Genomic DNA, 13,757 nt, shown 5'->3' with positions numbered 1-13,757 from the left:
CCGGACCGGCAACGGTTCGGGCCCGTTTCATTGCGGGGACTAGGATCGAAGGGTGCAGGAACACGTGTCAGACCCCCTTGTTGGGACACTGGTGGACAACCGGTATGCCGTCAGGTCCAAGCTTGCGCGGGGCGGAATGTCCACTGTCTACCTGGCCACGGACCAGCGGTTGGAACGGGACGTGGCGCTCAAGGTGCTGCATCCGCACCTTTCGGCAGACGAGAATTTCCTGGGCAGGCTGGGGCGGGAGGCGAAGGCGGCAGCCAGGTTGTCCCACCCCCATGTAGTGGGGGTGCTCGACCAGGGGAACGACGGCCGCACCGCGTATCTGGTCATGGAATACATCAGGGGCCACACACTTCGTGACGTCATCGCCGAGAAGGGTGCGCTGCCGCCCCGACTTGCCCTCGCGCTGATCGACCCGGTGGTTGAAGGACTAGGCGCTGCGCATGCCGCCGGCTTCATCCATCGTGACGTCAAACCGGAAAACGTCCTGATTTCCGACGATGGACGGATCAAAATTGGAGATTTCGGGCTGGCACGCGCCGTCACCACTTCCACGAGCACCGGCGCCCTGCTCGGAACAGTTGCGTACCTCCCCCCAGAGCTCGTCCTTGGAAAGCCGGCGGACGCGCGCAGCGACATCTACTCCGTGGGCATCATGCTGTTCGAAATGCTCACGGGGCAGCAGCCGTTTAACGGCGAGGTCCCCATCCAGGTGGCGTACCAGCATGTGAACGGGACAGTGGGACCGCCTTCGGCCCTGGTTCCCGGACTGGCTGCTGAAGTGGACGAGCTGGTGCAGTGGTGCACCTCCAATGATCCGGAAAACCGGCCCGTGGACGGGAACGCGCTGCTCCAGGAGCTTCGGCATATCCGGACCAACCTCACCGATGCGGAGCTGGACCTGCATCCGCCGGCGGCTGCGGCCGGAGGCGCCATGGCCCATTCCCGGGTTCCCGCACCGCCCACCGATCCCGGGCGGTTCCAGGATCCTGGCCACCAGAACCCCACAGAGGTAATCGGCCGGGCCAACAATCCAACAACTGTGATGCCGTTTGGCAAGCCGGCTGCGCCCGCCTACCCGCCGTCACAGGGCCAGCCTCGTTACGCCGGTCATGCCCAACCCGAAGCTGCCCGGCACACCCTCACACCGCCCGGCGACGATGTCGAGCCGTGGTCTCCACCGCCTCCGACGCTGGGCAAGCGCGCCCAGCGCAAGGCGGACAAGGAGGACGAGAGGGCACGGGCCCGTGCGGCCGCCACCCCGGCCCGCACGCTGCGTGAGGGCAGCCCGCGCCGCCGGGGAATCCTGTGGATAGTTGTCCTGCTGATTGCTGCCCTCCTGGCAACCGGGGCGGGCTGGTTCTTCGGCATGGGCCCGGGCGCTGCCGCCACCATCCCTTCCGTGGCCAACAAGACAGTGGCGCAGGCACAGCAGCTCCTGGACGAGGCCGGGTTCCGGTCCACCACCAAGGACATTTTCGACGACGACGTGCCCTCAGGCCTCGTGGTGGGCAGCGAACCCGCGGCGGGCGCCGAAATCCGCAAGTTCCAGCCGGTCTCGCTACTTGTTTCCAAGGGTCCCCAGCTGTTCCCGCTGCCGAAGCTGGCCGGCGGCACCTTGGAGCAGGCCAAGACTGGCCTCAACGCGGCGGAAATGGCGCTCGGCCCGGTGACGGAACAGTTTCATGAGAAGGTCCCTGCCGGCACAGTCCTGTCCCAGGACCCCGCTCCCGGTACGGCCGTCCGGCATGGCACGCCCGTCAGCCTGGTGGTTTCAAAGGGTCCCGAGCCCATTCCTGTCCCTTCGGTGGTGGGCCAGGACGAGAAGGATGCCGTTGATGCCATCGAGGAGGCCGGCCTCACGGCTGAGGTTGCGCGCGAGGAAGTGTTCAGCAGGGACGTCCCGAAGGGCGCGGTTGTCAGCCAGGCTCCGGCTACCGGAACGCTTACCCGCGGCGGCACCGTCACGCTGACCATTTCCAAGGGACCCCGGATGGTGCAGGTGCCCAGCTTCATCGGCAAGCAGGCCGCTGATGCCCGGAAGGCCTTGGAGGGCCTGGGCTTCCAGGTACGCGTGAACAATATCCTGGGCGGCTTCTTCGGCACGGTCCGGGACCAGGATCCGGTTAACAAGGAGGTTCCGGAGGGATCAGTCGTTACCCTGACGGTGGTGTAGCCGGACCTGCCGGCCACACCACCGTTCACGTGGGAAGTGCGCGCCGCCTAGTGCTTGGCGAGGGCGCCGGCCACCAGGAACGCCATTTCCAGCGACTGCATGTGGTTCAGCCGCGGATCGCAGACTGACTCGTAGCGGTCCAGGAAGGCGTCCTGGTCCACCGGGTCGGCGCCGCCAAGGCACTCCGCGACGTCGTCGCCGGTCATTTCAACGTGCAGGCCGCCGGGAACGGTGCCAAGGGCGTGGTGCACTTCGAAGAAGCCGCGCACTTCGTCAATGACGTCGTCGAAGTTGCGTGTCTTGTACCCGTTGGGGGACGTGACGGTGTTGCCGTGCATGGGGTCGGTAACCCAGAGCACCTGCGCGCCTGACGCGGTGACCTTCTCGACGACGGCGGGCAGCTTCTCGCGGATGTTGCCCGCACCCATGCGGGTGATGAAGGTCAGCCGGCCGGGTTCGCGCTCCGGGTCAAGCTTGTCAATCAGGCGGAGCGCATCGTCGCCGGTGGTGGACGGGCCCAGCTTCACGCCGATGGGGTTCCGCACCCGCGACAGGAAGTCGACGTGCGCGTGGTCCAGTTCGCGGGTCCGCTCCCCGATCCAGAGGAAGTGCGCGGAGGTGTCGTAGGGGAATCCGGTGCGGGAATCGATCCGGGTCAGCGCGCGCTCGTAGTCCAGCAGCAGGGCTTCGTGGCTGGCGAAGAACTCGACGCGCTTGAGCGCCTCAAAGTCGGCGCCGCAGGAGGCCATGAACTTGATGGCGCGGTCAATGTCGCGGGCCAGGGACTCATAGCGTGCGTGTGCCGGGTTCTCGGTGAAGCCCTTGTTCCACTGGTGCACCGAGCGCAGGTCGGCGAACCCGCCCTGGGTGAAGGCGCGGATGAGGTTCAGCGTGGAAGCGGACGTGTGGTAGGCGCGGAGCATGCGCGAGGCGTCGTGGCCCCGGGACTCCGGCGTGAAGTCGTACCCGTTGACGATGTCGCCGCGGTAGGCGGGCAAGGTCACGCCGTCGCGGGTTTCGTCGTTGGAGGAACGGGGCTTGGCGAACTGGCCCGCCATGCGGCCCATCTTGATGACCGGCATGGCCGCACCGTACGTGAGCACCACAGCCATCTGGAGGATGGTCTTGACGCGCGCGCTGATCTTGTCCGCCGTCGCGGCCTCGAAGGTCTCCGCGCAGTCACCGCCCTGCAGGAGGAAAGCCTTGCCCTGGGCAGCGGCAGCCAGGCGTTCGCGGAGGACGTCCACCTCGCCGGCGAACACCAGGGGAGGAAGTACGGAGAGCTCCTTCACGGAGGCTTCAAACACGTCCCGGTCCTGCCAGCTGGGCTGCTGGGAAATGGGGAGGTCCCGCCAGTCGTCGAGTCCGGGATAGTTGGCTGCTCCGCTCTGGGCGGTGCTGGACAGCGAAAAGGCGGGTTTTGCAGATAGCTCAGTCACCATCTAAGACTAACGGTCGCGCAGGGCCCCGGGACACCGTACCGTCACGCACCCGTCCGGGCGCGTCACAACCGCTTCATTCCCTGGCGGCAGCCCCGCCGTCGTCCTCCGCTTTCCGGAGGCCTCCGGCGCCTTCCGCCGGGCCCGCATCGCCGGACGGACTCCCGGCACCGGCCGCGGCAGGCGCCGGCGACACCAGGGGTTCCGCGGCGGCCACGGGTTCGGGGGGCCTTCCCGCCAGCCGGAGCTTCACGACGGCGGCGTACTCATCCACGTATTCCTGCCCGGAGAGCCGCATCAGTTCGAACATGATCTGGTCCGTGACTTTCCGCTGGATATCCCGGTCCTCTGCCTGGTCCCGATACCGGCTGAAGTCAAGCGGCTCACCAAAGATCATGCCGATCCTGCGGATGTTTGGCAGCCGCTTGCCGATGGGCTGCACCTTGTCCGTGCCGATCATGGCCACCGGAATCACCGGAACTCCGGCCTGCAGCGCGAGCCTGGCCACGCCCACCTTGCCCCTGTACAGCTTCGAGTCCGGACTCCGGGTGCCCTCGGGGTAGATGCCCAGCAGGCCGCCGTGGTTGAGGACCTCCATTCCGGCACTCAGCGAGGCGGCCGATGCAGCCCCGCCGGACCGGTCCATGGGCAACTGGTTGGTCAGGCGGAAGAACAGCGCGGTCAGCCTGCCCTTGATCCCGGTTCCGGTGAAGTACTCCGATTTGGCCAGGAAGACCACGGGGCGCCGCACCATCAGCGGCATGAAAATCGAATCGGAAAACGACAGGTGGTTGGAGGCGATAATGGCCGCGCCCTCGGCAGGAATATTGTCCAGCCCCTTAACCCAGGGGCGGAAAAGAAGCTTCAGCACAGGACCAAGGAAAATCCGCTTCATGACCCAATAGAACACGTGAGAAACCTCTCCGGAAGGCGGCCCCCGGACCCCGCGTCGGGCCTGGCCAGCAGTTCAATGCAACCCTACTCTAGTGAGATTTGTCCGGAACAGTGACACGATGGAGGCATGAGCGAAAGCAGCACCCCGTCCCCTCCTGCCGCTTTCAGCTATCCCGGCCACGGACCCAATGCACGCACCGGTGTGGCCATCTGCCACGGCTTTACCGGCAGCCCGCTCAGCCTGCTGCCGTGGGCTGAGCACCTCGCTTCGCAGGGTTATGCGGTCACCGTTCCCCTGCTGCCGGGCCACGGAACCGACTGGCGCCAACTGGCAGGGACACGCTGGGGCGACTGGTACCGCAGCTTTGAGGCTGCCTACCTGGAGTTGGAAGGACGGACCGACACAACCTTTGTGGCCGGACTCTCGATGGGCGGCGCCATAGCGCTGCTGACCGCTTCCCGGCACAACGTGGCCGGAGTGTCCGTGGTCAACCCGGGCCTGAGTTTCTACGACCGGCGGGTCCGGGTGATCGGCGTACTGAAGTATTTCCAGCGGACAACCCTTCCTATCCAGGAGGAACAGCCGACGGCGGCAGCCACCAATGACGGCGACTATTCACGCACTCCCCTGGCGGCAGTGCACGAACTGAAGAGACTTTTTGGTGCGGCGGCGCGGTGCCTGCCCACGGTGGCTGCCCCGGTCCAGGTGTTCAAGTCGCGCACGGACGCGGTGGTTCCGCCAACTTCGCTGGCACTGCTCCGAAAAGGCCTGGGCGGAAACCTTGCTGAAGTGGTGGACCTCCACAGCAGCGGACATGTGGCTACGCTGGACGTGGACGCGCCGGAGATCCATGCAAAATCCAGCGCTTTCTTCCACGCCCTCGCCCGCCAGAAGACCTCATTGGAGACCCCATGACCTCCGGCCCGGACCACAGCCCGTTCAGCAGCAGTTCCATCGGCGACGGGCCCCGCGTCGGCGTGGTCCTCTCACATGGCTTTACCGCCAGTCCGCACGGACTGCGCGCCTGGGCCCGGAGCCTGGCCGATGCCGGCTTCGCCGTCCGTATGCCCCTGCTGCCCGGCCACGGCACCAGCTGGCAGGAACTCGCACGGACGCGGTGGCAGGAATGGCACAGGGCGTTGGACGAGGCCTACCTTGAACTGGATGCGGACTGCGACTATGTCTTTGCGGCCGGGCTGAGCATGGGCGGGGCGCTGGCGCTGCGGATTGCGGCCACCCGGCCCGTGGCCGGCGTGATCGTGGTCAACCCGGGGCTGGTCATCGATGACCCGCGCGCACCGATCGCCGGGATCCTGAAGCTGGTGATGAAAAGTACGCCGGCCATCGCCAACGACATTCTCAAGGAAGGCATGGACGAGGGCGCCTACCCCCGGACCCCGGTTGCTGCGGCGCACGAAGTCAACAAGATGTTCAAGGACACCATCAGGCTCCTTCCCCGGATCACGGCCCCGGTCAAGGCCTTCCGCTCCACGGTTGACCACGTGGTGTCCGACTCAAGCCTCGTGGCGCTCCGCCGCGGGCTCACCCATGCTCCCCTGGACCTGGTCTACCTTGAGAACAGCTACCATGTGGCAACCCTGGACAATGATGCCGACCGGATTTTTCAGGGATCCGTTGAGTTCATCCGCTCGGTTGCTTCCGGCGGGGCTCCCGGGCGTTCAACGGCAAGTGCGCCCTCAACGCTGGAGGTCGCGTCCCATGAACAGGCCTGACCCGGGCTCCCCTGACCAGGGCGCCAACCAGGATGACGCCGTCTGGCTGGACCTGGTGGCCCGGCTGGAAGCCGATTCCCCCGCCGGAGGCACCGGCAGCGCCAACGGCGCCGGCACCGATCCGGGCGCTGCCGCCGCTCCACGGGACGATTCGACGGCGGGTGGACGGCCAGCCTCGTTCCGGGACTTCGATCCCTTGGGCCTGGCTGGCGCGGCACCTGCCGAGATGTCTGCGGCCGAACGGCAGGCTGCCGGGGACGACGCAGGCACAGGCGCAGACGCAGACGCTCCAGCCGGGCCACGCGACTATGACGTGGACGGGGAAGACGGTGCGTTCGTCCCGGAGGAACCACCCAGCCTCGCCGGTACGGATCCGCTGACCATGCTTGCCTGGCTCGCCGCCGTGGGCGGACCGGTGGCGCTGCTGTTCTCAGCGATGTTCTGGCGCTCCGCGCCGCTCCTGGCAATCGTGGGAATCGTCGCCGTGTTCGTGCTGGGAACCGTGTACCTGATCATGCAGCTTCCGCAGGAGAAGGACGAGGACGACGACGGCGCCCGCGTCTAGCGGCGCGTCCTGCTGCTGACGCGGGACAGATCGGCAGCACCGATGAGTCCGGCATTCGGCCCCAGGGCCGCCAGCTGGATCCCCGCGGCAGGCCTGAAACCGCGGCCCGTCAGGTTGCGGGCGAAAGCTTTGCGGGCAGGTTCCACCAGCAGGTCCCCTGCCGAGCACAGGCCGCCGCCGATGACGAAAAGTCCCGGGTCCAGGGCGGCAGCAAGGTTGGCGAGTCCCAGCCCGAGCCACTCCCCTACTTCCTCAAGCAATTCACGTGATACCGGGTCGCCTGCCAGCGCCAGTTCCGTCACGATCGCACCGGTGATGGCCTCGGTCCGCCCGCCCACGGCCGCTATCAGGTCCTGCGCCACCGGGGAGTTGGCCCGCGCCAGGATCCTTGCTTCCCGGCCCAGCGCATTCCCGGAGGCGTACTGTTCCCAGCAGCCGCGGTTTCCGCATTCGCAGCGGTGCCCGCCCGGCATGATGATCTGGTGCCCGAATTCCCCTGCCACACCGAAACGGCCGCGCTCCACCCTGCCGTCCATCACCATGGCACCGCCGATGCCGGTACCCAGCGTGATGCAGACCAGCCGGTCTTCCCCCTGGCCCGCACCGAAGCGCCATTCCGCCCACGCGGCGGCGTCGGCGTCGTTGGAAAGGAGCACCGGCCGGCGCAGGAGCCGCTGCAGGTTGGCGCGTAGTGGTTCATTGCGCCAGGCGAGGTGGGGGCTGAAAAGCACCGTCCCGCCGTCGAGGTCCATCCACCCTGCGGCGCCGATGCCCACGGACCAGATCCGGTGCCCCTTGCCCAGTTCCTCGACCAACTCCACGATGACCTTTTCCACTGCCCGGGGATCGCTGCCGGGGGTGGCACGCCGTGCCTCGCTGAGGATGCGGCCGTCTGCATCAACGACGCCGGCGGCCACCTTCGTCCCGCCGATGTCGATCCCAATGGCGAGGCCCTTGCGGCCGAGGCGCAGGTGCTCACGGAAGCCTTCGCCGTCGTGCCGCGTCCTTGCCCTGGAAGTGGTGGGCCGGCGCCTCCAGGGGGCAGGTCTTCTGAGGGGCCCGGCCTGTTCGCCGGGGGGCGGTACATACATAATCCCCCATTCTAGGTGCGCATATTCCGCCGAAGCCCGCGGCAGCCACGGATGCCGCCCACGTGTCTTCCGGCGTCGTTGACGGGAAAGTTACTGGCCAGTAACTTTATATACTGCACGGCCCCGCACCGGCGTACTAGGCTTTAGGCATGCCCCCGTGCGGGACCTCGGATATCAAAGGAGCTATAGTGCGCGAATTCAGTGTTCCGCCTCTTGTTGTAGTCCCACCGGAAACCAACATCACCGATCTGGTGCTGCGGCAGGCAGCCAAGGCCGGCAACCCCGCACTCTTTTCGCGGCGCGACGCCTCCGGGTCCTGGCAGGACATTTCCGCCACTGATTTCGTGGCCGACGTCCGGGCACTGGCAAAGGGGCTGATGGCCAGCGGAGTGGGTGCCGGCGACCGCGTGGGCATCATGTCCCGCACCCGGTACGAATGGTCCCTGGTGGATTTCGCAATCTGGTTCGCCGGCGCCGTCTCCGTCCCCATCTACGAAACTTCCTCGCCCTCCCAGGTGGCCTGGAACCTGGGCGACTCCGGCGCGGTGGCCGCTTTCGGCGAGGCAGCCCACCATGAGGACATCATCCGCCAGGCGGTAACGGCGGAAGGCCTGGCATCCCTCCAGCACGTGTGGCAGCTGGAAGGCGAGGGACTTGACGCCCTCCGCGAAGCCGGCCGGGAGGTCAGCGACGAGGATCTTGAAGCCCGGAGGAAAACAGCCACCCTGGGTGATACCGCCACCATCATCTACACGTCCGGCACCACAGGCAGGCCCAAGGGCTGCGAACTGACGCACGGCAACTTCGTCGAGCTTTCCGACAACGCACTGGCCATCATTGGCGAGATCGTCCACGAGAACGCGAAGACCATCATGTTCCTCCCGCTGGCGCACGTCTTTGCCCGCTTCATCTCCGTCCTGGCCATGGCTGCCGGCACCACCGTGGCGCACACACCGGATATCAAGAACCTCCTGGCGGACCTCCAGAGCTACGAGCCCACCTTCATCCTGGCGGTGCCGCGGGTCTTCGAAAAGGTCTACAACTCTGCCATGACCAAGGCGGAGGACGCCGGCAAGGGAGCCATCTTCCATAAGGCAGCCGATACCGCCATCGCCTTCTCCAAGGCACGGCAGGAGGGCCGCGTCGGCATGGGCCTCAAGCTGCGCCACGCACTGTTCGACAAACTGGTCTACGGCAAACTGCGGGCCGCGATGGGCGGCCATGTTGCCCATGCGGTGTCCGGCGGCGGCCCGCTGGGCGAGCGGCTGGGCCACTTTTTCCAGGGCATCGGGCTGCAGGTGCTTGAAGGCTACGGCCTGACGGAAACCACCGCACCCATTACCGTGAACACCCCGTCGCTGATCAAGATCGGGTCCGTGGGAAAGCCCCTGCCCGGAAATGCCGTGAAGATCGCCGAGGACGGCGAGATCCTCGCCAAGGGCGTGTGCGTAATGCGCGGCTACTACAAGCGGCCCGACCTCACCGGCGAAACGTTCGACGACGGATGGTTCCGTACCGGGGACATCGGCCGGCTCGATGACGACGGCTTTGTGTGGATTACCGGGCGCAAGAAGGAGATCATTGTCACCGCGGGCGGCAAGAACGTCATCCCCGCCCTGCTCGAGGACCAGATCCGGGCCGATGCGCTGGTCTCGCAGGTGCTGGTGGTCGGCGACAACCGGCCGTTCATCGGCGCCCTGGTCACGCTGGACCAGGAAGCCCTGCCCGGCTGGCTGCAGCGGCACAACCTCCCGGCAGACACTTCCCTGGCGGACGCCGCCAAGAACCCGGTGGTCAAGGCGGCAGTCCAGGACCTGATCACGGCCGCGAACGCGTCGGTTTCCCAGGCCGAGGCCATCAAGTCCTTCCGCATCGTGCCGGCCGACTTCACCGAAGCGTCCGGGCACCTGACGCCGTCCATGAAGGTCAAGCGGGCCCAGGTCATGAAGGACTTCGAAACGGTCATCGAGGAGATGTACAGCTCGCCTCGTCCGTAGGAAGCGCCACTAAGAGGCAGGGCCCGGTCCGGCAGCGTGCGTAAAGGGGGCCCCGCGCCCCGCTCGCCGCGAAGCGGCCTTAGCGGGGCGGGGGGGGGAATAGCACGCAGAGGATCGGGCCCTGCCTCAACCGCAGCCCACCACAAGGAAGGGTCCTCCCGACGGGGAGGACCCTTCCTTTGTTAATCGAGCGTCCGGGCTCTACTGCTCGACCACCAGCAGCAGGTCCCCGCCCTCCACCTGCTCGATGGATGAGATGGCGAGCCGTGAGACTTTGCCGGCCACCGGCGTCGTAATGGATGCTTCCATCTTCATCGCCTCGATGGTGGCTACCGTGTCTCCTGCCTTGACCTCGTCGCCGGCCTTGACCGTCACCGTAACGGCGCCCGCGAACGGTGCGGCCACGTGGCCGGGCTGGGCCGGGTCTGCCTTTTCGGCAGCCTTCACGTTGCTGACCACGGAGCGGTCCCTCACCACGACGGGCCGGGACTGGCCGTTGAGGGTACACATGACGGTGCGCATGCCCTTTTCGTCCGCCTCGGATACCGCTTCCAGCGACGCGATCAGCCGCACGCCCTTCTCCAGCTGGATCTCGTGCTCAGTGCCACGCTGCAGGCCGTAGAGGTAGTCGCGGGTATCCAGGACGGAGATGTTGCCGTAGGTTTCGACGCTCTTCAGGTAGTCCTTGGTGGGTCCATCGAAGAGCAGCCGGTTCAGCGTGTGCTGGCGGGTCTTGGAATCGGACTTCAGTGCAGCACTGTCCTCGGGGCTGAGCTCCACATCCCTGACCTTCACGCTGCGGCCCTGCAGGGCCTTGGTGCGGAAGGGCTCCGGCCAGCCTCCTGGCGGATCGCCGAGCTCGCCGGACAGGAAGCCGATCACGGAATCCGGGATGTCGTAGTTCTGCGGGTTCTCGTTGAAGTCCGCCGGGTCCGCGTTCAAGCCCACCAGGTGCAGGGCGAGGTCGCCCACCACCTTGGAGGACGGCGTCACCTTGACCAGGTGCCCAAGGATGCGGTCGGCCGCGGTGTACATGTCCTCGATGGCTTCGAAGCGCTCCCCCAGTCCCAGCGCAATGGCCTGCTGGCGCAGGTTGGAGAGCTGGCCGCCGGGGATCTCATGCTGGTAGACGCGACCGGTGGGGCCGGGAAGGCCGGACTCGAACGGTGCGTACACGCGGCGGACCGCTTCCCAGTACGGTTCCAGCGAACTGACCGCAGCCAGGCTGAGCCCCGTGTCCCGCGGAGTGTGCGCCAGGGCTGCCACCAGGGCAGAGGCCGAGGGCTGGCTGGTGGTTCCTGCCAGCGACGCCGACGCGACGTCCACAGCGTCAACACCGGCATCCACGGCGGCCAGCAGCGTGGCCAGCTGGCCTCCTGCCGTGTCGTGGGTGTGCAGGTGCACCGGCAGGTCGAAGCGTTCCCGGAGGGCTGAAACGAGTTTCGCTCCCGCGGCGGGACGGAGCAGGCCGGCCATGTCCTTGATTGCCAGGATGTGGGCGCCGGCGTCAACGATCTTCTGGGCAAGACCCAGGTAGTAGTCAAGCGTGTAGAGCGTCTCTTCCGGATCCAGCATGTCCCCGGTGTAGCAGAGTGCCACCTCGGCCACCGCGGTGCCGGTGGCCCGGACCGCACGGATGGCCGGGGCCATCTGGCTGACGTCGTTCAAGGCGTCGAAGATCCGGAAGATGTCGATGCCGGTGGCGGCAGCCTCGTTCACGAAGGCTTCGGTCACCTCTTCAGGGTACGGCGTGTAGCCCACGGTGTTGCGGCCACGGAGCAGCATCTGCAGACACACGTTGGGGAGCGCCTTGCGCAGCGCAGCGAGGCGGTCCCAGGGGTCTTCGCCGAGGAACCGGAGTGCCACGTCGTAAGTGGCCCCGCCCCAGGCTTCAACGGACAGCAGTTCCGGCAGCAGCGCGGTGACGGCGGGTCCGGCCGCCACCAGGTCGCGGGTGCGGACGCGGGTTGCCAGCAGCGACTGGTGGGCGTCCCTGAACGTGGTGTCCGTGACGGCCACCGCGTTCTGTTCGCGAAGCGCCTTGGCAAAGCCTTCGGGGCCCAGCTCGAGGAGCCTCTGCCGGGAGCCCGGAACGGCCTGTTTGTCCTTGACCGACGGCAGCTTGCTGGCCGGGTTGGAGTGGACCTTGAGTTCGCCGTTGGGCTTGTTGACCGTGACCTCGGCCAGCCAGGTGAGGAGCTTGGTGCCGCGGTCCGCAGAGACGCGGGCCTTGAGCAGCTGCGGGCGCTCGTCAATGAAGGAGGTGGCGACGTCCCCCGCGATGAAGTCGGGATCGTCAAGCACTGCCTGCAGGAAGGAAATGTTGGTGGAGACGCCGCGGATGCGGAATTCCGCCAGGGCCCGGCGTGCACGGGCGACGGCGGACGGGTAGTCCCTGCCGCGGCAGGTGAGCTTGACGAGCATGGAGTCGAAATGGGGGCTGATTTCGGCACCGGAGTAAACGGTGCCGCCGTCGAGCCTCACACCCGCGCCGCCGGCGGAACGGTAGCCGGTGATCTTTCCGACGTCCGGACGGAAGCCGTTGGCGGGGTCTTCCGTGGTGATGCGGCTCTGCAGCGCCGCGCCACGCAGCTTGACGGTGTCCTGGGAGAGGCCGAGGTCGGCGAGTGTTTCTCCGGCGGCGATCCGCATCTGTGCCTGCACCAGGTCGACGTCGGTGACTTCCTCGGTGACCGTGTGTTCCACCTGGATGCGCGGGTTCATCTCGATGAAGACGTGCTGGCCGGCGCGCTCCCCGACCGTGTCCACCAGGAACTCCACCGTGCCGGCGTTGACGTAGTTCAGGGCCTTGGCGAATTTGACGGCATCCCGGTACAGCGCCTGCCGTATGCCCTCATCGAGGTTGGGGGCCGGGGCGATCTCGATGACCTTCTGGTGGCGCCGCTGGATGGAGCAGTCGCGTTCGAAGAGGTGCATGACGTTGCCCTCGGCATCGGCCAGGATCTGGACCTCAATGTGCCGCGGGCGCAGGACGGCCTGCTCCAGGAACATGGTGGGATCGCCGAAGGCGGCATCGGCCTCACGCATGGCTGACTGCAGGGCTTCGGGCAGGGCCTCACGGGTGTCCACCCGGCGCATGCCGCGGCCGCCGCCGCCGGCCACTGCCTTGGCGAAGATGGGGAACCCGATCTCGTCGGCCGCAGCGATCAGTTCGTCCAGGTCCTTGGAGGGCGCGCTGGACTTCAGGACGGGAACGCCGGCGTCGCGGGCTGCCTTCAGCGCCGCTACCTTGTTGCCCGCGAGTTCCAGGACCTCCGCAGGCGGACCAACAAAGGTGATGCCCGCGGCCTTCGCGGCCCGGGCGAGGTCCGGGTTCTCGGAAAGGAACCCGTAGCCCGGGTAGATGGCGTCCGCACCGGACTCCTTTGCCACCCGCACTACTTCTTCTACGTCCAGGTAAGCCCGGACGGGGTGGCCCTCTTCGCCAATCAGGTAGGCCTCGTCCGCTTTCTGGCGGTGGATCGAGTTTCTGTCTTCATGGGGGAAAACGGCAACCGTCTTGGCGCCCAGCTCGTAGCCGGCGCGGAAGGCCCTGATCGCGATTTCGCCGCGGTTGGCCACCAGAACTTTGGAAAACATACTTCTCCTGCATCATTGCGGGTGGATCGGTGAGTGGTCACAGTGTCTAGGACCTACAAGGACAAACACAAATCTTTGTGGCCACCATCACTAATTTCCCCGTCATGTCCCGAAGCCTTCTGCCGGCTCGGGCGGAAACCGCCCCGGCAGCACAGTCGGTGCCATGCCGACGCCCAATAAAGCAGGATTCGCCGACGCATCAACATATGATGAGTAGGGCGGCAGGACCGTCCGGCTTCGGCACTGCCGGAGCAA

General features: G+C 66.7%; 9 protein-coding genes. 5 read left to right on the top strand and 4 right to left on the bottom strand.

What is annotated here, in order from left to right:
- The first annotated feature begins 52 nt into the window (after positions 1–52).
- Positions 53–2,182 carry a protein kinase domain-containing protein gene (locus SMD14_RS07965; RefSeq protein WP_321215917.1) on the top strand — a complete coding sequence of 710 codons (2,130 nt, stop codon included), beginning with the start codon at positions 53–55 and terminating at the stop codon, positions 2,180–2,182.
- Positions 2,183–2,229: 47 nt separating this feature from the next.
- Here the strand turns inward: SMD14_RS07965 and SMD14_RS07960 are convergent, their stop codons facing one another.
- Together SMD14_RS07960 and SMD14_RS07955 are read right to left on the bottom strand one after the other, a co-directional pair.
- Positions 2,230–3,624, bottom strand: a complete 1,395-nt coding sequence (locus SMD14_RS07960) for a class II 3-deoxy-7-phosphoheptulonate synthase (RefSeq protein WP_104997491.1) — start codon at positions 3,622–3,624, stop codon at positions 2,230–2,232.
- 73 nt (positions 3,625–3,697) lie between these two features.
- Complete coding sequence (locus SMD14_RS07955; protein ID WP_321215916.1) at positions 3,698–4,531, bottom strand: lysophospholipid acyltransferase family protein; 834 nt, start codon at positions 4,529–4,531, stop codon at positions 3,698–3,700.
- 111 nt (positions 4,532–4,642) lie between these two features.
- Here SMD14_RS07955 and SMD14_RS07950 point away from each other — a divergent pair, with 111 nt between their 5' ends.
- The 3 genes from SMD14_RS07950 to SMD14_RS07940 are packed head-to-tail and all read left to right on the top strand — an operon-like array spanning position 4,643 to position 6,814.
- Entirely contained in the window at positions 4,643–5,431 is a 789-nt protein-coding gene (locus tag SMD14_RS07950; protein WP_321215915.1) for an alpha/beta fold hydrolase, read from the top strand.
- Positions 5,428–6,249, top strand: coding sequence for an alpha/beta fold hydrolase (locus SMD14_RS07945; RefSeq protein WP_321215914.1), 822 nt, complete (start codon positions 5,428–5,430; stop codon positions 6,247–6,249). Before SMD14_RS07950 ends, SMD14_RS07945 begins: the two co-directional genes overlap by 4 nt.
- The gene (locus SMD14_RS07940; RefSeq protein WP_321215913.1) at positions 6,236–6,814 is read left to right on the top strand and encodes a hypothetical protein; all 579 of its coding nucleotides are present in this window, start codon (positions 6,236–6,238) and stop codon (positions 6,812–6,814) included. Before SMD14_RS07945 ends, SMD14_RS07940 begins: the two co-directional genes overlap by 14 nt.
- Here SMD14_RS07940 and SMD14_RS07935 read toward each other — a convergent pair.
- On the bottom strand, positions 6,811–7,905 hold the full coding sequence (locus tag SMD14_RS07935) for an ROK family glucokinase (RefSeq protein ID WP_157238521.1): 1,095 nt from the start codon (positions 7,903–7,905) through the stop codon (positions 6,811–6,813). The two genes, SMD14_RS07940 and SMD14_RS07935, sit on opposite strands and share 4 nt — an antisense overlap.
- A 188-nt stretch (positions 7,906–8,093) precedes the next feature.
- Between SMD14_RS07935 and SMD14_RS07930 the strand changes: the two genes are divergently transcribed.
- On the top strand, positions 8,094–9,902 hold the full coding sequence (locus SMD14_RS07930) for an AMP-dependent synthetase/ligase (protein WP_321215912.1): 1,809 nt from the start codon (positions 8,094–8,096) through the stop codon (positions 9,900–9,902).
- Between the two features lie 201 nt (positions 9,903–10,103).
- On the opposite strand, the gene SMD14_RS07925 is transcribed toward SMD14_RS07930, so the two are convergent.
- A complete protein-coding gene (locus SMD14_RS07925; protein ID WP_157238523.1) occupies positions 10,104–13,502 on the bottom strand; it encodes a pyruvate carboxylase in 3,399 nt (1,132 codons plus the stop codon).
- Between the last annotated feature and the right edge of the window lie 255 nt (positions 13,503–13,757).

The organism is Pseudarthrobacter oxydans, assembly GCF_034258515.1.
Taxonomy (GTDB): domain Bacteria; phylum Actinomycetota; class Actinomycetes; order Actinomycetales; family Micrococcaceae; genus Arthrobacter.
The sequence above is the reverse complement of the archived record's forward strand: the minus strand, read 5'-3'. Positions and strand labels throughout refer to the sequence as shown.

Excerpts from the sequence above, each read along its gene's own strand:
- SMD14_RS07960 (WP_104997491.1), bottom strand. The coding sequence starts at position 3,624 with ATGGTGACTGAGCTATCTGCAAAACCCGCCTTTTCGCTGTCCAGCACC.
- SMD14_RS07935 (WP_157238521.1), bottom strand. The coding sequence starts at position 7,905 with ATGTATGTACCGCCCCCCGGCGAACAGGCCGGGCCCCTCAGAAGACCT.
- SMD14_RS07945 (WP_321215914.1), top strand. The coding sequence starts at position 5,428 with ATGACCTCCGGCCCGGACCACAGCCCGTTCAGCAGCAGTTCCATCGGC.
- SMD14_RS07925 (WP_157238523.1), bottom strand. The coding sequence starts at position 13,502 with ATGTTTTCCAAAGTTCTGGTGGCCAACCGCGGCGAAATCGCGATCAGG.
- SMD14_RS07950 (WP_321215915.1), top strand. The coding sequence starts at position 4,643 with ATGAGCGAAAGCAGCACCCCGTCCCCTCCTGCCGCTTTCAGCTATCCC.
- SMD14_RS07940 (WP_321215913.1), top strand. The coding sequence starts at position 6,236 with ATGAACAGGCCTGACCCGGGCTCCCCTGACCAGGGCGCCAACCAGGAT.